The sequence below is a fragment of the Aquimarina megaterium XH134 genome, from assembly GCF_000520975.1.
In the GTDB taxonomy this organism is placed as follows: domain Bacteria; phylum Bacteroidota; class Bacteroidia; order Flavobacteriales; family Flavobacteriaceae; genus Aquimarina; species Aquimarina megaterium.
This window is the reverse complement of record NZ_JACB01000007.1, coordinates 1-21087: the sequence shown is the minus strand read 5'-3', so window position 1 is coordinate 21087 and position 21087 is coordinate 1. Positions and strand designations below refer to the sequence as shown.

The following is a 21087-nucleotide window of genomic DNA, read 5'->3' as shown; positions in this document are numbered from 1 at the left end:
GTTTCTTATTTAATTGGTTGTATTGTAAATGAATAGTTGTGTTTTGTTGGCTTTATAGTGTATTCTTCATGTACCAAGCGTCCCCAGGAAGTATCTCCTCCTACTCCCATTTGTTGGTAGTCGATATTCCATTGGATCGTTTCTCCTTTTTTAATATCTGCCCCGTGTTTCTTAGTAACCGGAACTAATCCCGAAGCCGAAGCAGCTCCATCTTTTTCGCTGTTAAAATCTAATTCGGTCATAGCAAAAGGCCATACACTACAATTGAGTAATGATGATGAGCTGTTAGCCTTAACAGTTACTGTATTCGAAGCTATTTTCATCCATCTTACATCTGTTTTATTTCCCGTTTCTTGTGGTCTGGAGTAGGTATGAAATTGTGAATCTATAGTACCTGTATAAACCCCTGCTTTAACTCCTGTTTTGCGATCCCAATAACTTTCTTCTGGACCATTACCATACCAGGATACTTTCTGAAATGTATTGGGTACGGTAAGGTACATTCCTAATCTTGGGATGTTAGGTAAATCACTTTGGTTTGGAGCAAAGCTAAAATCTACCGTCATTTCTCCATTGGCATTAATATGATACGTTACGGCTACATTTGCTTCGTTTGCAGGAAGTGAGTAAGCTACTTTATAAGAAACACCAGAATTTTTTGTTACAGGATTTTCGACAAGTTTTGCTTTATAATTATAAGAAGCATCTTGCCATATTTTGGCCCATTTATCCATACCATTACCTAGATCATTATCTGTAGGAGGGCGCCAAAAGTTAGGTTTAATAGGGTGATTGGTAATCACAATTCCATGATGTTTCCAGGAAATGATTTCACCGGTTTTTTTGTCAATTTTTAGAGCTACTATTTTATTTTGAATAGCCATAGATTGATCTGTAGAGGTGATTTTTAAATCATTAGAAACTGAAGGTGTATTTGTAAATCCAGTTCCTTTTTGAATAACAAACTGATCCCACGCAATTTCATGTCCTTTAGGAAGTAATGAGTTTGCCTCTTTCTGAAGCAAGCTTACTTCTAGAATGTATTCTTTGTTTTTGTCTAAAACGTTAGGGAATTTTTCTAGTGTTACTGCTTTTCTCTCTCCAGGTAATATAAATGCCGAAATCTCATTCCCTTCTGCTATTTTAGCGCCACCTTCTAATACTTTCCATGAAATACTTTTATCGGTAAAATCCTCGAAGAAGTTTTTGTTTTCTATTTCTATAGCTCCTTTTCCTTTATAATAAAATTGTGCAGGCTCGTATACCTTTTTTACTTCGGATAAGTGGGGGTGCGGATTTCGATACGGATCTACTAACCCATTATTTAAAAAGTTACCATCTGTGGGCAGATCAGGATGATAATCATGCCCGTATGCTAAATAGGGGTTCCCGTTTTCGTCTTTATATTCTAAACTTTGATCTACCCAATCCCAGATAAACCCTCCCTGAAGATTCGGGTATTTTTCAATAATATCCCAATAGTCCTGTAGATTGCCAACAGAATTACCCATAGCATGTGCATATTCAATCATGATCGAAGGTTTATCAGAATCAGATTGGCCATGATGAATCAGGTATTCTGGTTTTGGATACATCGGGCAATACACATCGGTATACTCTTCTTTACCGGCGGGTTCATATTGTACAATTCGATTGTCATCGTGTTCTTTTAACCATCTATAAGTGGTTCTAAAAATTTCTCCTTCTCCCGCTTCATTTCCTAATGACCAGGAATAGATAGATGGGTGGTTTCTATCTCTATAGAACATTCTTTGTGTTCGCATCATATGTGCAGGCAACCAACTCATCTCGTTACCGATTTGAGTTTTTTCGTCTATAGCTAATGGGTGACTTTCTATATTGGCTTCATCAATAACATATAATCCATATTGATCACATAGATCTAACCAATAAGGATCATTAGGGTAATGCGCACTTCGTACTGCATTGATATTATGTTGTTTCATCGACCTAATATCTTGTTCCATAGAAGCTCTGGAGATTACATGCCCTGTAAACGGATCGGTCTCATGTCGATCTACACCACGTATATAAACGGCTTTACCATTAATTAAAACCTGACTGTTTTTAATTTCTACGCGTTTAAACCCAACATGTCGATTAATATATTGATTACTATTATCCTGATCAGGGTTTTCTAAGGTGATCGCCAAATTATATAGATTCGGAATTTCGGCAGACCACTTCTTCACGTTGTCTATTATTTTTTCTGTAGTAAAATCAATTTTTGATTGTGCCGGTATTTTTATCTCTTCTGAAGTAGTATAAATAGTATTTTCTCCATCTAAAACCGTAACAGATACCGTTCTGGTCGCAGCATCTTCAAGGCTGTTGGTGATAGATATGGCTCCTTTAAAAACTCCTTTGGTATAGGATTCATCTAAGTTGGTGTAGGTATAATAATCAGAAACAAACACTTTGGGTTGTGTATATAAATACACATCTCTTTCTATACCGCTCATTCTAAGCATATCCTGGCTCTCTACATAGCTGGCATCACTCCATCGAAAAAGTTGTAATGCTATAAGGTTTTCACCTTTGCTAAGGTATTGGGTTATATTAAATTCTGCTGGTGTTTTACTCCCTTGAGAGTACCCTATATACTGTCCATTTATATATACGTACATGGCAGATTTAGCCCCTGCAAAATGAAGAATAACATCTTCTGATAGAAAGTTTTCATCTAAATGAATAAATTTTCTATAGGTTCCTACGGGATTATAATCTTCGGGAACATTAGGCCATTTGGTTGTAAAAGGATATCTCTCATCGAGATAGATTGGTTTTCCGTAACCTTGAACTTCCCAATTTGCAGGTACAGGAATTGTACCCCAATCATGATCTATATATTCATTATGTTGAAAAGTTGTTGGGCGCTGCTTAGGATCTTTTACCCAATTAAATTTCCAATCTCCGTTTAGACTTAAAAAACGCTTCGACTTTTCTTTTTGTTTTATCAATTTGGATTCAAAACCAAAGAATGTAGCTCTGGGAGGCAGTTTATTTTCTTCGAATACCTGATGATTAAAATGATTCGTCTGTTCTGAAACAGGTTGTAAAGGCTCTTTACTACAACTATATATCCCTATTATCCCTGCTAATATGATTAGATGTTTTAATTTCATGACTGTGTTATATTTCTTTAATACTCTGCATGTAGTCTTCTGCAAATACTTTATCGAGATAAAAAATTAATTCTTCTGCATTTTCTTTAGTAAAAATAATGGGAGGCTTAATTTTTAATACATTATGATCCGGGCCATCTGTACTCATTAAGATACCGTGATCTTTTATCCTGTTGGCCAAATAATCAGCATGATCTGCCAAAGGATTCATATTATCATCTACAAGCTCAAAACCTAGAAATAACCCTTGTCCCCTAACATCTCCTATGATTGGATATTTTATAGCTAGTTTTTTTAATTCTTCTTTTAAAAATTCTCCAATTTCTAAAGCGTGGGATTGTAGATTTTCGCGTTTTACGGTTTTAAGAACTGCTGCTCCTATGGCCGAAGAAACCGGGTTTCCGCCAAAGGTGTTAAAGTACTCCATTCCATTGGCAAATTTGTGTGCTACCTCTTGCGTACAAACAACAGCTGCCAGTGGGTGCCCATTACCTAAAGGCTTTCCTATGGTTACAATATCAGGAGTTACACCATATAATTGAAATCCCCAAAACGTTTTTCCTAGCCTTCCGCATCCTACCTGTACTTCATCAGATATACATAGTCCTCCTGCGGCACGGGTATATTCGTAGGCTTTAGGCAAAAAACCGTCTGGTAATTCGATCTGGCCACCACAACTTATAATGGGTTCTATGATAAAAGCACCAATTCCTCTTCCTTTTTTATGTACATCATCAATACAATTCTGAACCTCTAAAGCGTAGTGTTCTCCTGTGTTTTCTCCCCTGTATTTTCCTCTATACGCATCGGGTAAGGGGAATATATGGGTGTGCTCTGGGGCTCCGTGACCACCATTACCATCAAATTTATATGAACTAATATCGATGCACATATTGGCATTTCCATGATACCCAACTTCTGAAGCTATGATATCACGTTCTCCTGTTACAGCTTTAACCATTCTAATGGCTAGTTCATTAGCTTCACTTCCAGAATTAACAAAATGCAATACATTTAGCTCTGGAGGTAAAGTTTCTATCAACTCCTTGGCTAATTGATTAATATTGTCGTGTAGATAGCGAGAATTAGTATTAATCAAGGCCATTTGTTCTTGCCCAGCTTTAACTACATCATAATTTTCATGCCCTACATGAGCTACATTATTTACGGTATCTAAATACTTTTTACCATATTGATCTATTAGATATTGCCCAGATCCACGCACCATTTTAATAGGCATCTTATACTGTAAACTCAGGCTTTTACCAAGGTGTTTTTTTCGGTAAGTGATCAATTCTTCATTAGTGGTATCACTTTGAGAATTCAGACTTTCTAATTTGAATAACAAGTTTGGATCCGGGCATAATCCTTTCCACACTTCTATTTGATTGTAATAGGCTACTCCAGGAAAATCTACTGTATAATCCAGCATAGAAAGCATAATCTGAAAATGTAGATGTGGAGCCCAATTTCCGTTTTGAGCCGGATCACCAAGGTATCCAATACACTCTCCTTTTTTTATACTATCTCCGGGCTGTTTTTGTGTCGTACTATCAACAGTTAAATGCCCATATAGTGTATAGAATTCTAATGAATCTGTTTGATGTTTAAGTATAATTAACCCTCCGTAGTTTTTGTCTCCGGCATGGTTAAATGCGGTTACAACTTCTCCGTCTAATACGGCATGAACCGGAGTATTGGCAGGGAGCCAAAAATCTATCCCAAGATGGACCGTTCTACTTTCTCGTCCGCTATTTCCTATTTTATCATAGGTGGTTGATGTATATAGTGCTCTGGGTTCTAAATACCCGCCTGCAATAATCTTATCTGTATTTTCCTTTTGAAGACGATCTACTTTAAACTGAAATATGTCTAAATCATTAAATTCTTGTTGATGCCCAACCCATTTGCTGGATACGCTCAAATCTAAAAGGCACACCTCGTTTTTTTGAACCGTAGGAAATAGTTCTGATAAGGAGTAGTTATTATTTTCTACCCAAACGCTAAAAGCCTTCTCATTAGGATGTGCAGAGTATCCGCAGGTATGCCTAAAACTATAATGAGCATACTCTTCACTAATTTGCCTCCATTTTTTTAATACTTCCCAGGCTGGTTTTTCACTAATTAGTAAGTATGTATTGTCGGGTTCCTTGATTTTATTAATAGCTGATTTTGTAACAGAAATTACCAGGCGCATAGCTATTGCTACATACAGATACTTGATTTCATCTTCTTTTAACGGAAAAGTAGCATGGTATCCTTGTAGTATTGGTAAAGCCGCTTCTAGCGGATCGTTATGATTCATTATAGCATACGCACAGGCAATAGCTACATCATTAATGATCTGAGTGTGTATCGCATCTCCATAATCGATTGCAGCTTTAACCTTGGGATGAATCAAGTCTTCTGAAACAATAACATTATTATCGTTAGCATCATTGTGAACTACCGATTTTCTAAGAGTAGCATATGAATCCTGAATAGCTTCAAATCTATTTTGAAAGAAAGAAATGATATCCTTTTCTTCTCCTTCAAAGAGGTGTACATGTTCTTTGGTCCATAAAGATTGTGCGATGTCCCAAACAAATTCCCGATGTGCTTCGGGGTGATCAAACCCTTGTAAAGCACTTGTTAGTAAGCCACATTGTTCTCCTAAACTGTATCGCAACGTATCTAATTGCGGATTTACACTACTCCACACTCTACCACTTATCCAGGATAATAGACGTACTTTTCTAACCGCATTATTTTCATCTATAATTTCGGATATGTCATTGCCTTCTTTATCTCTAATTACTCTTGGTGCTATAAGGTCTTTTCCGTTTTTCTCTACGTATTCTAATAGCTGTTGTTGATACTCCAGATAATTAATATGTTCGTCAGGTCTTGATATTTTTAGAATATAACCATCTCCATGTTCAGTTTTGATTCTAAAATTAAAATCAATTTCTCCAGGAAGAGAAGAGGCTTTTCCTGTAATGCCGAACAATTGTTGTAGTATTTGTTCTGCCTGATTAGTAGTTACCTGTAAGGTCGAATATTTCATCATCTATTCTTTTATTAATAGCATTATAATGTGTGCTGCACTCCAGCTAAAATTTTGTGCATGTAAGCCTTGGCCTGTTAATGGGTGATAATTTTCTCGAATTGCTTTTCCTTTCTCCAATAATCCTTCTGCTCCTTCGATGATTTGCGCAGTAGCCTGATCTGCTTCTTTATTGAATCCATAATTGAGTAATCCTTTTACACCAAAATAAGATTGATCCAGCCAATTAGGGCCTCTCCAATACCCTTTTAAGGGATCAAACTTTGGATGATCTGCAGACATGGTCTGAAAAGGCATTTTGGTATAAAATTTATTGGGGTTCATCATCTTGTTTTTTACGGCTTCTGCTTGTTTTTGGGTTGCTACATTTGCCCAAAGAGGTGTCCATCCTTCGCTACCTTCTCCTTTTATAAATGTTGTTCCGTCTAGGTTTGTATCATAAAACCAACCATCTGCAGGGTCATAGAATTGATTCTGAATTGTTTCTTTTAGTTTTTTTGCTTCTGCCAGATATTGTTTTACATCATCATTTTTTTGAATAGCTTCTGCCAGTTTTTCTAAATACAGTTTTTCTGCATAGAGATATGCATTAAGATCAACACTTTCCTGATCCAAAGAATAGGCTCCTTCTTCGTTTTTAAGAATTTTTGAATCGTCAAAACGAATGGCGTTATCCATACCACTTTCCCACTTGGCAGCAACAAGACTTCCATCGGTAGATCCATATTCGCATAGTCCGTCTTTATCATGATCTCGTTTTTGATACCACCAATAATGATATTTTTTAAGCTTAGGATACAATTCTTTTACGAAATCAAGATCATGATCTTTTTCATAAATTTTAACTACCGCCCATGCAGATAATGGTGGTTTTGTATCTCGATAGTTATGATCTTCTATGCTTGTATCTCTGTATACACAATCTGCTACAAAACCATCTTCATTCTGAAACTCGAACATTAACCGCATCTGTTTTTTGGCTAATTCTGTATTGTAATAAGATAATCCAACAGCGTGTTTCCACGAATCCCATGACCAAAACCCGTTAAACCACTTGTAGTGATAACTGGGGAACAATCCTTCGTGTTGTATTTCTCCTGCAGCAATACGCCAATTGTTTTGTAAGGTAAGGTGCGCTTTGGCCATTAATTTGGCATATTTATCTTCTTGATATTTTTCTTTTCTTGCGTCGATCAAAGATGTTAACTGTGTTTCTTTTTCTATACTGCGCTTGCGTAAGGTAGTATCAAAATCAATAGAGGTGATCGTTTTTTGCTCTTCTTCCCAGGAGTATTCGGGAAAAATAAAAGTCTGAGAAACCACAATCTCTTTACTGGTTTTTGGTTTTAATTGTAGTTGTTGATTATTGGTAACATAAGAGCTATCGGTACTTGTGATTTTTGTTTCATCAGGAAATACAATATACCCCATAGCATTTGATTTTGAGGAGCGTATAGTAATTTTATTTTCTGCCGCTTCTAACCTTAGGGTTTTTGTTAAAAGCTGCTGGTTTTTCCAATTATACGTCAAGTCGATGGTTCTATCGGTCTTGTTGGTAAGCGTATACTGTATTAATGCCGAGTGTCCAGAGGCAAATACCAGTTTTTGTTTTAATATTAGATCATTGTTTGTAAAGATTTGTTCTAAATGACTGTTATATGCGGTTGTTTTATATGCACTCCATGAAATGCCTTCAATATTTAATTTTACAAGCATTTTGCTGCTCCAAATTCCATTTTGCTGAGTCATTAAAAATGGGCCAGAGAACCCGGGAGAAGGGCTAATAGAATCAGGAAAACTGTAGGCAAACCATGCTCCCTGATCTGAAAACATCAAACCAGACTTATCTATAGAATCTTTTGGAGTAACGCTATAGTTTAGGATGTTTTTACTATACGAGAGATATTTTTTTGGGGTAACGACGGCTGGTGTTGCTTTTGTTTGTTTTTTACAACCAAAACACGATATGAGAACCGAAATTAGTATAAATAGAGCATTTTTATTCATTGTTCTGAAGTTTAATTTTCCAATTTATCTTATAGGTTTCTTTTGGATTAAGGGTGCTTAATCCAAGTTTGTTATTAAAACTATTAGAAGGCCCTGTTTTGGGTTCGAGAGCTATTATATTTCTTTTTTCAGGTGTAAATACTTGCAGATAATTTTCTTCAGAAGAAGACTCAAGCATCAAACAATAGTCTGGGGTATTAAATTTTGCTGAATTAGTATTAAGAATATAACAATCATCAAAAAGTCTGTCTTTGATCTGGATAGGCCCCTTTATAGTAATATCTTTAATCTTCATAGGAATCATATCCTTGTCGAATACTAATTTTTTATTGCTTTCAACCGTAAGAAAACTCTCGTGTAAATCACTACTTAAAAAATATGGATGCCAGCCAATAGTAAAAGGAAAAGGAGTTTTGTCAGTATTGATTACGGCTACAGAGAGCTCTAAGGCATTGGCAGATAAAGTGTATGTTAAATATATAGTGTATTTAAAAGGAAATCCTTTTACTCTTTTAGTTTCTTCATACCCAATGGTTACGGTGGCATGATCAACACAAGTTTCTTCCTTTATAAATTGAAAGGTTTTATTATATATTAGGCCATGTAAAGCATTGTTTTCTTCTTTTACATTTAAGTCTAAGGTGTACTGTTTGTCTTCAAAACTATATTTTCCATTCTTTACTCTATTGGCAAAAGGAAATAAAACAGCAGAAGCATAGGTAGTATTATAATCTAATAATTCTAACCCAGCTATTATACTCTTGCCTTTAATGGATAGTCTTTGTACGCTTCCTCCTAAATTTAAAGCTATTATAGCGCTTGAACTTTGATCTGCGGTTAAAAGTTCAATATGATGCTTAGGATGTATTTGTTCTTTTATGTGATTTATTTGATACAAAAGCTAAAGAGAGTTTCTTAAGATTAGATTATTTATGTTTTCGATTCTAATTTGTTCTTTATTCATGATCATTTCGGCTAAGCGCTCTCCCATTTTATTGAAATCGGTAGAAATCGTGGTTATACCTCCTTCGACAATTTCTTTAAGAAGTGTATCATTATAGGATATGATACCAATATCTTTTGCAAGAGTAAACTCTACCTCTTTGATTTTTTTTATGATACGAATAAGGCTTCTATCGTCTGGAATTATGTAAACTTCTCCCTTGGTTAATGTTCTTTCTTCAAGAGAATCAATTACTTCACTGTTAAAATGATACGTATTGCAAAACATTTCAAAACCCTCAAACATTCCCGAAGGTTGTTTCTTTTCCTGAAAAAGGAGTACTAATTTTTGATATTTTTTTAAGAGATGAAGTCCCTTTACCAAACCAGTTAGAATGTCTTTCTTAAAATTTTGATGAATAGCAGGGTATTGAGCAAGCTCGGGACGAGTTTGATCCAGTATATACACTTTGTCCTGAGGCAGTATATCTAAGACAGATGGAATATCATTTAGATTGGCAGGCATGATAACATAATAATTATAGTTACCAATATTGTCATAAATCAATTTACTAAATACATCATAATTGAAATGATGAAAATAAATGTCTACCTCTACATTGTTATTTAAGCTTTTTAAAAAAGAATTATACAAATCTTCTTTAAAGGCATTTAATTCATCAAACAGTAAAAAAATCTTTTGGGCGATTTCTATACTTTCACTTTTCACATAGTACCCTTTACCAGGAACAGAATTTACAATTCCTCTTACTTTTAAATCATTGTAGGCGAGTAATACGGTATCTCTCGAAAGAGAGAACCGAAGCTTTACACTGTTAATTGATGGTAGTTTATCTCCACGTTTATACTCCCCAGATAAAATAGCACTTTCAATTGATGAAATGATCTGTTTGTATTTAGGTACACCTATATTATCTACGACATTAATTGTTTTCATGTTACAAATATATCATATTTTTTCTTTTAAAAAACTGGTAGGTACTAGTTGCCTTTTTAAAAACTAAAATTCTATATTGCGTCAATATTTTACGTTAAACCCCTCGTAAAATGGGGGGTTATCACCAAAAAACAATGTGATTATGGAAGCAAAAAAAAAGAAAAACCAATGCTATTCATTTCTTTTAACTCTGCTTGGGCTTACTCTATTTGGATTCGCAAATACTTATGCGCAAAATGCAGTAATAACAGGTAATGTTTCAGAAAATAGTAGCGGTTCTCCTTTACCGGGAGTTACAATTACAATTAAAGGAAACGAAACTCAGGGAACACAAACTGATTTTGATGGAAATTATTCAATTGAAGTTTCCGATTCGCAAACAACATTAGTATATAGATATTTAGGATTTGTAACTAAAGAAGTTCTGGTCGGAAACCAAACAATAATTAACATTAGCCTTGAAGAAGACGCCCAGAGCTTAGGAGAAGTTGTTTTGGTGGGTTATGGAACACAAAAAAAATCAGAATTAACTGCAGCAATTACTTCAGTAAATATTGAAGAGATACAAAAAATACCTACTGCTGATATAGCAACATCTTTGCAGGGGCAAGTAGCTGGGCTTAATGTAGCAATAGCGAGTGGCGCCCCAGGGAGTGCTCCGGTAATTAGGATTCGTGGTATGGGTACTGTAAATAATAATGACCCTTTGTTTGTAATTGATGGAGTTCCAGGAGATTTATCTTATGTAAATCCTGCAGATATCGAAAACATTAGTATTCTTAGGGATGCATCTGCTGCTACCATTTATGGTTCTAGAGCTTCTAATGGAGTAGTTATCGTTACAACAAAAAGAGGAAAAAGAGGAGACCCTCGGGTTGTTGTAAATTCATACATAAGTACACACTCTATTGATGATAATATAAAGGTAGCAAATAGAGCTCAACACGATCAGATAAAATTAGAAGCATACGCTAATGTAGGAGAAACACCTGCTCCATACCTTACCAATGGAGAACAATATGCAGATTCTGATTGGGCTGACGCCTACTACAAAAATGCTTTTGAGCAGAAACATGATATTGGAATTTCTGGAGGTTCTGAAAATACAACTTATAATTTTTCTGCAGGTTATTTTGCCAATTCAGGAACTGTGATTAATACAGATTTCAATAGGTTTAATACCCGATTAAATATGGATATCAAATTGTTGGATAACCGTTTGAAGATTTCTCCTGGTTTGGCCTATGCCAAAGAAAAAAGACGAAGTATTTTTGAACCCCTTGATGGAGGTAACGCTAGCTTTTCTCCATTTCTAAACATCTATTCGCAATTACCTCATAAAGCAATTTATGATGCAAATTCTTTAAATGGATTTGCTACACCAGCAACTGGTTTAGGTTCGGGAAATCCAATAGGTCAGGGAGAATTAACCGATCGTATTGATCGTGATGAATACACTCAATTTAATATTGCAGCCAACTTAAAATTATTTGATGGTTTAAGTTATCAATTTCAATATGGATTAAATGTAGAAAACGAGCACTTCTTTTTCTTTCAGCCAGCATATAATTTTGGACCACAGTCTATTAATGAAGATCCTTTTTTATCTGAAACCAGATCAAGGACTACTAGTTGGACATTAAACAATACGTTAAATTATGTCAAAACATTTGGAGATCATGATTTTGATGTCCTTGTCGGTGGTTCTAAAGAAGAAAATGTGTTTAACTCGGCGGGAGGTAGCAATAATAGATTACCATCTGATGCAATACAAGCGCTAAGCGCCGGGATAGGAGATGCTTCTTCTTTTGGTCGAAATTTTTCTAGTACATTACAATCTATTTTTGGTCGTCTAAGTTATGATTATGCCAATAGATATTATGTGCAGGCCAGTGCCAGAAGAGATGGTTCGTCACGCTTTAGTTCTAAGAATCAATATGGTACTTTCTATTCGGTTTCATTGGGTTGGGCAGTTCATAACGAAAACTTTTTTAAGTCGGATTTGTTTACTCAACTAAAACCTCGTTTTAGCTATGGTACATTAGGAAATCAACTTATCCCTAATCATTTATTTTTGGCAAGGATTGGTTCTGGAGGACAGCAATTAAACTATCCATTTGGAGAGGATGTAACACAAGCGATATTATCTGGTGCAATTGCTACTTCGCTACCAACACCCGATATTAGATGGGAAGAAACGGCAACTACCAATGTCGGTATTGACCTTGGTTTATTAGATAATAGAATCAAAGCTTCTTTTGATTACTTTAATGCCAAGACTACAGACATGTTGGTGTTTACTAAAGTTCCTGGTACTTCAGGAATTACCACAGACCCTTTGACTAATGCAGGAGATTTAGAAAATAAAGGATGGGAGTTTTCTGCTACCTATAGTAGTAAACAATACAAAGATTTTTCTTTTGATGTTACCGCAAACCTAAGTACTTCAAAAAATAAAATTACAAAGCTTGGAGTAGAGGGCGAAGCTCGTACTGATGGTTTTATAGAATTTAATAATTTCCCTACCACTCGTACCGAAGTAGGAGGAGAAATCGGTCGATTTTATTTGTTTGAAGCCAATGGAATATTTCAAAATCAAGCAGAAATTGATGCACATGGAGTTCAACCAGATGCTGCTCCGGGAGATTTACGATTTACCGATGTAAATGGAGATGGTGAATTAAACGATGATGATAAAAAATATATGGGAAGTGGACTTCCTGATTTTGAATATGGATTAACTCTTAATGCGAAATATAAAAACTTTGATATTAGTGTATTCTTTCAGGGAACCCAGGGAAATAAAATCTACAATGGTGTAAAAATGTGGTTGTATAGAACAGATAGGAATAATGTGTCTTCTGATTTAGTTAATGCCTGGACACCACAGAATACAAATACCAATATTCCAAGAAATGCATTTGGTGATCCTAATAATAACATTAGACCTTCTAGTTATTTTCTAGAAGATGGATCATACTTAAGATTAAAGAACTTACAAATAGGATATTCGATTCCAGAATCTGCAATAAGTAAGATTCCTGTTTCGAGAATCAGAGTTTATGCAACTGCCAATAATCTATTTACCATTACAGATTATTCAGGTTTTGATCCAGGTCTGGGAAATGGAGGAACATTTAATAGAGGTGTTGACAGAGGATTCTACCCACTAACCAGATCCTTTATTTTCGGTATTAACGTATCGATGTAATAGTTAGAAAAAAAATTAAAAAACAGAACAATGAAAAAAATTAGTTATTTATTAATTATAGTTCTAGGTATAGGAATACTACATTCTTGTAGTGATGATTTTTTAGATGTTGCTAATAAGGAGAATTTAACCGATTCTAGTTTTTGGCAGACAGAAGAACATGCGTTACAGGCTCTAACGACTGCTTATGGAGCAATGCATAGCGCGAGTGGGAGTAAATGGGCTTTCTTCGAAGAAGTGTATACTGCAATGGCATACCGAGCCGATGATGTGACCAATAATACAGCAGAAACATATAGCCGATCCCTTGCAAGTTTCTCTAATACCACAGAAGATACGGGTCCATACAATATATGGCAAAGTAGCTATGCAGGTATAGGGCGTACCAATCAGATCATACAAAGAATTCCAGAAATGCAAGCGCTATCTCAGGAAGATAAGAATACGATTGTAGCCGAAGCAAAATTCTTAAGAGCACTATACTATTTTTGGCTGGTAACCGGTTTTGAAAATGTGCCTTTGGTAACCACTTATGAAACAGAATTAGATCGTCTTTTTGTGTCTCAGGTAACTCCAGATAAAATATGGGAACAGATAGAAAAAGATCTTGCAGAAGCAGAACCAAATTTATTGACAGAACATTCATCAGAATGGAAAGGAAGAGCTACACAAGGTGCTGCAAAAGCATTATTGGGTAAAGCATATTTGTTTCAAGAAAAATGGAGCCAGGCAGAAGTCAAATTAGGAGAAGTAACCGGTATGGGATATTCTTTATTAACGAATTATGCAGATAATTTTAATGGGGCTGCCGAAAATGGAAATGAAAGTATATTTGAGATTCAGTTTTCTGGAGATCGTGCTAATGGGAATGACGAACGACAGGTTTTTAACTTTCAGGTTTCTCCTTATGCCTTTGGTGGGTGGGAATTATTCTACCCTTCTGATTGGTTGGTTGAAGAAATGAAAACAGATTTAACTACCGGAGGAGAAATTAGTGAAAGAGTATACGAAAGTATTTTCTTTGACGATCCTAATTCTGAAATGTATAGTAGAGACGCAGATGCAGTTGTTGCATATAGCGCTGTATCTGGTGATCTTAACCACCCTAAATACTTCAAAAAGTATGCTTTTAATCAAGATGTAAGCTTTTATAATGGAACAAACATTGCTTTAATTCGATATGCCGATGTTTTACTAATGTATGCCGAAGCTTTGAATGAAAATGGGAAAACAGATCAAGCGATAGTAGAGATCAATAAAGTTAGAGAACGAGGCAAAGCTGCTCCATTAGGAACAATGACTCAAAGCCAACTAAGAGATCAAATTCGACATCATGAACGCCCAGTTGAGTTAGCCATGGAATTTGGTATTCGTTGGTTTGATCTTTATAGATGGCAAAGAGGAAGCACAGCCACAGAATCTATAAAAACAACACTAGAAAATCACAATAAACCATTTGCAGAGAATTTTCAGGATAAACATATTTTATACCCCATACCATTACAGGAAATAAATATTAATACAAATCTTAAACCGAATCCTGGATGGTAAAAATCCCCCGAAAGTTGAGTTAGTTATTAGAACTAGTAAACACCTAAAAATTTTATTATTTTTAGGTGTTTATGCTATTATACAATATATGTCATGATCGCAGATAATAAAAGAATAAAAATACTTGGAGTACTATTAAGTATATCCTTAATAATATCATGTCGCAACAATGAAACTACTCAACAAAACCCGCATTCTGAAATAAGTAAACCATTATTTACTTCGGTTTTATCAGATCATTCGGGGATTCATTTCATAAACCAAATACCCGAGAGTAGTGCTATGAATAGTATGGTATATGAATATTTCTATAATGGTGGAGGCGTTGCTATAGGAGATATTAATAATGATGGATTATCCGATATTTATTTTACTTCCAATCTTAAAGAAAATAAGCTCTATATCAATAAGGGTGATTTTAGATTCGAAGACCATACAAAACAAGCAAAAGTAAAAGGTTCTTTTGGATGGACAACAGGAGTGACCATGGTAGATATCAATGCCGATGGTTGGTTAGATATTTATGTGTGCAAATCGGGCAAAGGAAAGGCTGAAAATCGGGAAAATGAGCTTTTTATAAATAATCAAAACGGGACATTTACAGAAGCAGCGGCCCAATATGGGCTTAATTTTTCGGGATATAGTACACAAGCTGCATTTTTTGATTATGATAAAGATGGTGATCTCGACATGTTTTTATTAAATCATAATGTATCCCCTGTTAACACCAATACTCCAGAAGATTATAAAAGTGAAAAGAATGACTTGGTAGGAGATCGATTGTATCAAAATAATTTAGGAAAATTTACCGATGTTTCTGATCAGGTAGGAATCATACAAAATGCTCTAGGTTTTGGTTTAGGAGTTTCTATTGGAGATCTTAATCAAGATGGGTGGCCCGATATATATGTAGCAAACGATTATATCGAACATGATTACCTTTATTTTAATACTGGAAATGGCACGTTTACAGAAAAAATAAAATCATCTATTGGGCATACTTCTAATTTTTCGATGGGAACCGATATTGCAGATTTTAATAATGATGGGCTGTTAGACATCATTTCATTAGATATGGTAGCCGAAGATAATTATGGCATAAAAACCAGTATGAGTGGGATGAACCCAAAAGCATTTAACCATGCTGTCGATAATGGATTTCATTATCAATATATGTTTAATACATTACAGCTTAACAATTCTGATGAATGTTTTAGTGAAATCGCACACCTTGCAGGAATATCAAATACCGACTGGAGTTGGGCACCACTATTTGCAGATTTTGATAATGATGGATTAAAAGATGTGTTTATTACCAATGGCCTTAAGAGAGATTTTAGAAATAATGATTTTAGAAAATATAAACTAAAACGATTAGAGCAAGCAAAGAAAAATAAAGAAAGCATAAAAAAAGTAATCGAAGAATTAGTTCGTAAAACGCCACAACGAAAAACCCGAAATTATTTTTTTAAAAACAACGGGGATTTAACTTTTTCAAAAACATCAACATCCTGGGGAATTGATAGTCCTACTTTTTCTAATGGTGCAGCTTATGCAGATTTAGATAACGATGGAGATCTAGATCTGGTTATTAATAATATTGATCAGGAAGCCACTATTCTACAAAATAATACCAGGAATAAGAATTATGTTCAGTTTCAGTTTAAAGGAGACTCCCAAAACCCCTTTGGAATAGGTACGCGTATTACAATACAAACAGAAAAAACAACTCAAATATTCGAAAACTATCCCACAAGAGGATATCAATCTGCAGTAGCACCTGTTATACATGTCGGATTGGATAATAATATCGAGGTACAGAAAGTCACGATAACCTGGCCAGATAACAAAGTTGAGGTGATTAACCATCCAGAAATTAATAAAAGAATTATTATTAATCACAACGATGCCACTCTTACAAATAAAAAAAAGAAAGATGTTGTGACAGCACTATTTACAAATAGTACAAAAGACATAAATATAATCCATAAGCATATCGAAAATGAGTATGATGACTTTGCAAAAGAAAGTCTATTACCACATAAAATGTCTCAGTTTGGTCCTGCACTTGCTGTTGGAGATATAAATATGGATGGATTGGATGATTTTTATATTGGCGGAGCAAAAGATCACCCGGCAGCATTATATACACAACAACCTAATGGTTCTTTTCAATCTTTGGGCGGGACGTTATGGGAAAAAGAAAAAGTTTTTGAAGATGTATCTGCCCAATTTTTTGATGTAGATGGTGATAACGATTTAGATTTATACGTGGTAAGTGGCGGGAATGAATGGCCAGCAAATCATAGGATGTATCAGGATCGTTTATATATAAATACGAATGGAAATTTTGTTAAAGAAAATAATAGATTACCAAAGATAGCATCCAGTGGTAGCTGTATAAAACCATTTGATTATGATCAGGATGGAGACCTGGATCTATTTGTTGGGAGTAGGCATACACCACAAAAATATCCTTATCCCGCAGCAAATTATCTATTAGAAAACAACAATGGTGTTTTTAAAGATATTACCAAAACGATTGCTCCAGAATTGTCTGAAATTGGTATGGTCACAGATGCAACATGGACAGATATTGATCAGGATGGCTTATCTGATTTGGTTATAGTTGGAGAATGGATGCCAATAACGGTGTTTAGAAATACAGATAAGACTTTTAAAAAAGATACCACCTTGTTTGAGCATACTAATGGTTGGTGGAATTCGATTAATAGTGCTGATTTTGATCAGGATGGAGATATGGATTATGTAGTAGGTAACTTAGGATTAAATTATAAATATAAAGCGTCTGCCAAAGAACCTTTCGAGATTTATGCACATGATTTTGATGATAATGGGACCAATGATATTGTATTAGGGTATTATAACAATGGAGATTTGTTTCCGCTTCGTGGTCGAGAATGTACCTCGCTTCAAATGCCATTTATAAAAGAAAAATTTCCAACCTATGAAGGTTTTGGTTCTGCAGACCTGGTTCAGGTATATGGGCAAGAAAAACTAGAGAAGGCTTTACATGCCAAAGCGTATACATTTGCTTCTGTTTTTATAGAAAATTTAGGAGATGGAAAATTCAACATTATAGAACTTCCAAAACAAGCACAACTATCTTCTATAAACGATATTCATATTGATGATTTTGATGATGATGGATTAAAGGATATTCTTGTTGCCGGAAACTTATATCAATCAGAAATTGAAACTCCGAGAAATGATGCCGGTTACGGATTGTTACTTAAAAATAATGGAGGGCATAGTTTTGTTCCTGTTCCGGCAGCTAAAAGTGGCATCTTGATTAAAGGAGATGTAAAAGCAATACGTCCGTTTACATATAAAGGAAAGAAAGTGGTTCTTTTTGGAAGAAACAACGAGAGATTAGATAGTTATTCAATTAAATGAATCATCACCGATAAAACCTATTTTAGAATTCCTGATTCGAGATTTATTTTAAAACCTTTAAAATTATATTCTAATGAAATTAATATTAGGCAATAATGGTAGTACACTTGTTTTAATCACCTTACTTGGTATACTTTCCTGTACTGCTCCTAAAGAAAAGGAAAGAGAAAACCTCCCTGCAAGAGATGTGTTAGAGCGAACTATAGGAAAAGAAAATACTAATCATTTTAAATTTCAGTTAGAAGAGAATGACACGATACCGGATTGGTTTTCTTCACAAAAAAAAGAGGATAAAATTCTAATCAAAGGAAATTCGCAGATAGCGCTTTGTCGAGGGGTATACGATTATTTAAAAAGTGAGTGCAAGAGTATCTACAGTTGGTCTGGCTCTAAAATAAATATTCCGGCAGAATTACCTTCGGTAAACAAAAAAGTAGAAAGCCCTTACCAATACCGATATTATTTTAATGTAGTTACTCATGGGTATACGACAGCATATTGGGATTGGAAACGCTGGGAGAAAGAAATCGACTGGATGGCTATCCATGGAATCAATATGCCTTTAATTGGAGGTGCTCATGAAGCGATTTTATCCAGAGTATTTCAAAAACTAGGACTAACTAAGTCCGAAATAGATCAGTATTTTTCTGGTCCGGCTCATTTTCCATGGAACAGAATGGGAAATTTAAATGGATGGGATGGACCACTACCCGATTCTTATTTTCAAAAACAAGTACAACTTACCCATCAGATGTTGGATCGTATGAAAGAATTAGGAATGAGCCCGATAATTCATGCGTTTGCAGGTTTTGTCCCTAAAGATATTACCAGAATATATCCAGATATAGAAGTCCGGGAATTAGGATGGGGAGGTGGATTACCCCTAGAGAATAATGCATTTATATTATCTCCCGATAGTGATCTTTTTATCGAAATTGGTACGCTTTATATACAAGAGTGGGAAAAAGAATTTGGAAAAGGGGAATACTATCTTGCAGATAGTTTTAATGAAATGGATGCACCACTCTCTGAAGATCCAGAAGTGGCTTTAACCGAACTATCCGGATATGGAGCGTCGGTATATAAATCTATAAAAGAAGCCAATCCGGATGCTACATGGGTGATGCAGGGATGGACTTTTCCTTATCATAAAGATGAAAACGGCAAATTATTCTGGACTCCAGAACGATTAGGAGCTTTGGTCTCTAAAGTACCGGATGATAAATTACTGATACTCGATCTGGCTAATGAATACAATCATGTATTTTGGGAAATAGACCCTTCGTGGAAGATGTATGATGGTTTCTTTGGAAAAAAATGGATCTACTCTTTTATCCCAAATATGGGAGGAAAAGTACCTCTTAATGGTAAGCTAGATGTATATGCATCTATTCCTATTGAAGCATTGCAGTATGAAAACAAAAAGAACCTGGTGGGTTTTGGTTTTGCTCCAGAAGGAATAGAGAATAACGAAATCATCTACGAACTCTTATCGGATGTAGCGTGGCGAAAAGAAAAAATTGATTTAGACTCCTGGATAGTAGAATACAACATACAACGATATGGGGCATTTCCCGAGGGGATGAAAAAAGCTTTTGATCTATTAAACGAATCTGCTTTTGGGACATTTACAGATCATCCGATGCATAGATATCAGTTTAGACCTTATAAGAAACCAGAAGGAGTAGAAGATCATGCCACAGTGCATCGCTCTGTAAAATTTAAAGAAGCCGTAGGAGCATTTTTAGATAATGCATCTGAACTAAAAAACAGTGAATTATATACTGTTGATGCCATAGAGATGGTAGTACAATATCTTGGACTTGTAGCTGATCAGCAGCTATTGGATTTTTTGGATGCTAAAGAAGAGGGTGAACCAGTTACTTTAGAGGAGACAATGCAAATACTGTTAACAATGGATAGGCTACTGGCTTCACACCCTAACCATAATCTCCAAAAATGGGTAGATTATGCTAGAAAATGGGGAGATAACCCTAATGAAAAAGACTATTACGAATCTAATGCCAAACGTTTATTAACCACTTGGGGAGGTGATCCGGTAAATGATTATTCTGGTAGAGTCTGGACAGGGCTTATTCGAGATTATTATGTGCCCAGATGGGTTAATTATCATCAAGGTGATGGCCAAAGTAAAGAAGATATGCGTCAATGGGAAGAACAATGGATTACAACTCCAGGAGTATCTCAAATTATACCTTTTGATGATCCACTTGCTGTTAGTCTAGAGATATTTAATAAGTATAAAAATAATATAGATTAATAGATGTAACCAAAGGCTTCATGAGATACATCTCATGAAGCCTTTGGTTACAAGAAAAAATATATAATCTAACTCATGTAGCCTATATCTTTTTTTAGAAAATATATCTGATGAGCTTGCTTTAGATTATTGATTTAATGAGAAAAAGAAGAACTTGTAGATATAAATACATCTGCTCCTGCTATGGTTGGAATGTATCGAAATATATCAGTATCTCCATCTCCATTATAGTCTCCAATATGCCATCCGCCTTTAGAGAAATCTACGCCGGCACCTGTCCAGCTTCCGTTATTGTTGAAGCTACTTCCTGTTGATAGAAATACTTCTGCACCAGATATTCCTGGTCTGTATCTAAAGATATCATCTTTGCCATCGCCATTATAATCACCGATATGCCATCCACCTTTAGAGAAATCTACACCTGCACCTGTCCAGCTTCCGTTATTATTGAAGCTACTTCCTGTTGATAGGAATACTTCTGCACCAGATATTCCTGGTCTGTATCTAAAGATATCATCTTTACCATCG

Annotated in this window: 10 protein-coding genes; 4 read left to right on the top strand and 6 right to left on the bottom strand. The window is 35.2% G+C overall.

Features of this window, described 5'->3' with window-relative positions:
• Window positions 1-5 precede the first annotated feature (5 nt).
• Genes Z053_RS28135 through Z053_RS0108660 form a run of 5 tightly spaced genes read right to left on the bottom strand, consistent with a single transcriptional unit; the run spans window position 6 to window position 10099 of the window.
• Complete coding sequence (locus tag Z053_RS28135) at window positions 6-3146, bottom strand: glycoside hydrolase family 2 TIM barrel-domain containing protein (RefSeq protein ID WP_035095574.1); 3141 nt, start codon at window positions 3144-3146, stop codon at window positions 6-8.
• Window positions 3147-3153: 7 nt separating this feature from the next.
• On the bottom strand, window positions 3154-6195 hold the full coding sequence (locus tag Z053_RS0108675; RefSeq protein WP_152538280.1) for an aminotransferase class III-fold pyridoxal phosphate-dependent enzyme: 3042 nt from the start codon (window positions 6193-6195) through the stop codon (window positions 3154-3156).
• The gene (locus tag Z053_RS0108670; protein ID WP_025664640.1) at window positions 6196-8199 is read right to left on the bottom strand and encodes an MGH1-like glycoside hydrolase domain-containing protein; all 2004 of its coding nucleotides are present in this window, start codon (window positions 8197-8199) and stop codon (window positions 6196-6198) included.
• The gene (locus Z053_RS0108665) at window positions 8192-9097 is read right to left on the bottom strand and encodes an aldose 1-epimerase (RefSeq protein ID WP_025664639.1); all 906 of its coding nucleotides are present in this window, start codon (window positions 9095-9097) and stop codon (window positions 8192-8194) included. The genes Z053_RS0108670 and Z053_RS0108665 overlap by 8 nt, the downstream gene beginning before the upstream one ends.
• A gap of 3 nt (window positions 9098-9100) precedes the next feature.
• On the bottom strand, window positions 9101-10099 hold the full coding sequence (locus tag Z053_RS0108660) for a GntR family transcriptional regulator (protein WP_025664638.1): 999 nt from the start codon (window positions 10097-10099) through the stop codon (window positions 9101-9103).
• 142 nt (window positions 10100-10241) lie between these two features.
• Here Z053_RS0108660 and Z053_RS0108655 point away from each other — a divergent pair, with 142 nt between their 5' ends.
• The 4 genes from Z053_RS0108655 to Z053_RS0108640 all read left to right on the top strand — a co-directional run bounded on the left by Z053_RS0108655 (window position 10242) and on the right by Z053_RS0108640 (window position 20559).
• Window positions 10242-13310 (top strand): SusC/RagA family TonB-linked outer membrane protein, encoded by a 3069-nt coding sequence (locus Z053_RS0108655; RefSeq protein ID WP_025664637.1) that lies wholly within the window; start codon window positions 10242-10244, stop codon window positions 13308-13310.
• 30 nt (window positions 13311-13340) lie between these two features.
• Window positions 13341-14861, top strand: coding sequence for a RagB/SusD family nutrient uptake outer membrane protein (locus Z053_RS0108650; RefSeq protein ID WP_025664636.1), 1521 nt, complete (start codon window positions 13341-13343; stop codon window positions 14859-14861).
• A 93-nt stretch (window positions 14862-14954) separates the two neighbouring features.
• Window positions 14955-18278, top strand: a complete 3324-nt coding sequence (locus Z053_RS0108645) for a VCBS repeat-containing protein (protein ID WP_025664635.1) — start codon at window positions 14955-14957, stop codon at window positions 18276-18278.
• A 73-nt stretch (window positions 18279-18351) separates the two neighbouring features.
• On the top strand, window positions 18352-20559 hold the full coding sequence (locus tag Z053_RS0108640) for an alpha-N-acetylglucosaminidase (RefSeq protein WP_025664634.1): 2208 nt from the start codon (window positions 18352-18354) through the stop codon (window positions 20557-20559).
• A 134-nt stretch (window positions 20560-20693) separates the two neighbouring features.
• On the opposite strand, the gene Z053_RS28130 is transcribed toward Z053_RS0108640, so the two are convergent.
• The coding region (locus Z053_RS28130; protein WP_035095571.1) for an FG-GAP repeat domain-containing protein at window positions 20694-21087 on the bottom strand (394 nt) is incomplete at its 5' end.

Bases quoted from the DNA above. Each gene is read 5' to 3' on its own strand.
- Z053_RS28135 (WP_035095574.1), bottom strand. From the start codon at position 3,146: ATGAAATTAAAACATCTAATCATATTAGCAGGGATAATAGGGATATAT.
- Z053_RS0108675 (WP_152538280.1), bottom strand. From the start codon at position 6,195: ATGATGAAATATTCGACCTTACAGGTAACTACTAATCAGGCAGAACAA.
- Z053_RS0108670 (WP_025664640.1), bottom strand. From the start codon at position 8,199: ATGAATAAAAATGCTCTATTTATACTAATTTCGGTTCTCATATCGTGT.
- Z053_RS0108660 (WP_025664638.1), bottom strand. From the start codon at position 10,099: ATGAAAACAATTAATGTCGTAGATAATATAGGTGTACCTAAATACAAA.
- Z053_RS0108655 (WP_025664637.1), top strand. From the start codon at position 10,242: ATGGAAGCAAAAAAAAAGAAAAACCAATGCTATTCATTTCTTTTAACT.
- Z053_RS0108650 (WP_025664636.1), top strand. From the start codon at position 13,341: ATGAAAAAAATTAGTTATTTATTAATTATAGTTCTAGGTATAGGAATA.
- Z053_RS0108645 (WP_025664635.1), top strand. From the start codon at position 14,955: ATGATCGCAGATAATAAAAGAATAAAAATACTTGGAGTACTATTAAGT.
- Z053_RS0108640 (WP_025664634.1), top strand. From the start codon at position 18,352: ATGAAATTAATATTAGGCAATAATGGTAGTACACTTGTTTTAATCACC.